At 69.1% G+C, this 1,389-nt stretch carries 1 protein-coding gene; it reads left to right on the forward strand.

Features of this window, described 5'->3' with window-relative positions; translation table 11 throughout:
- Positions 1 to 59: 59 nt before the first annotated feature.
- On the forward strand, positions 60 to 1,268 hold the full coding sequence (locus ACWGE1_RS41060; protein WP_453425572.1) for an IS701 family transposase: 1,209 nt from the start codon (positions 60 to 62) through the stop codon (positions 1,266 to 1,268).
- Positions 1,269 to 1,389 lie beyond the last annotated feature (121 nt).

A 1,389-nucleotide genomic window follows, 5' to 3' on the forward strand; every position in this document is an offset into this window, starting at 1 on the left:
CTAGTAGTGCTTTGTTATCTGGTCTTGTCACGTCGGGTGTGCGGTAGTTCGCTGGCTGTATGAGGGCTGGGGAACTTGCGGCGGTCAGGGCTCGGCTGGAGGAGTTCGCCTCTGAGATGTTCGCGCCGCTGGTGCGGCGGGACCAGCGGGCGAAGGGTGCCTTGTATCTGCGGGGGCTGCTGTTGGACGGCCGGCGGAAGTCGATGCAGCCGATGGCCGAGCGGCTCGGTGTCGATCACCAGCAGTTGCAGCAGTTCATGACGTCCTCGACCTGGCCGGTCGAGGACGTCCGGGCCCGGCTGGCATGGCGGGCCGTGAGAGCGGTGCGGCCGCAGGTGTGGGTCGTGGACGACACCGGCTTTCCCAAGGACGGCCGTTCCTCGCCCGGGGTGGCCCGGCAGTACTCGGGCACCCTGGGCAAGGTCGGCAACTGCCAGATCGGCGTCAGTGTCCACGCAGCCTCCGACACCGCCTCCTGCCCGCTGTCCTGGCGCCTGTTCCTGCCCGCCGTCTGGGACGGACCCGAAGCCGAGTCCCGCCGGCGAGCCTGCCGGATCCCCGACACCGTCCACCACCGGCCCAAGTGGCAGCTCGCCCTGGACATGCTCGACGAGCTCGCCGCCACCGGACTGCGGCCCGCAGTCCTGGTCGCGGACACCGGCTACGGCGCGAACGCGGACTTCCGCCACAGCCTGGACGAGCGAGGCCTGGCCTGGGTACTTCAGGCCAGGGGTGAGATGACCGCTCATGGCGAACAGGCGGTGCCGCACCAGCCCGGATACGGCGGGCTCGGTCCCCGGCCGCTGCCCCGCTACCGCACCCGACCGACCGCCTTGCGCGAACATGTGCTGGCCGCGGGCCGCAGCCAGGGCCTGACCGTGACCTGGCGCAAGGGCTCGAAAGCGGCGATGAGCTCGCACTTCGTCCTCTTACGGGTCCGGGTTGCCGGCCGACGTCCCAAGCCGGCAGCCGACGGCACGATCCCTCTGTCCTGGCTGATCGCCCAGTGGCCCGAGGGCGAGAGCGAACCAGTGAAGTACTGGATCTCGAACCTGCCCGGGGAGATCCCCGCCAAGGATCTGGTCCGTCTGGCGAAAGCCCGCTGGCGGATCGAACACGACTACCGCGAGCTGAAAACGGGCCTGGGGCTGGACCACTTCGAGGGCCGCTCGTTCACCGGCTGGCACCGCCACGTCACCCTCGTCACCGCCGCCCACCTGTTCCTCACCGAACAGCGGAGGACCCCAAAAGCCCCTGCCAGGGCCTGACCCTCTACCAGGCCCTGGACCTCCTCCAACACCTCATCGCCACCTGGACCGGCACCTGCCCCACCTGCCGACAACCCACCCCATGGCAGCCCTACGACACCACCTAACAAAGCACTACTAG

It is taken from the genome of Streptomyces sp. NPDC054932 (assembly GCF_053610205.1).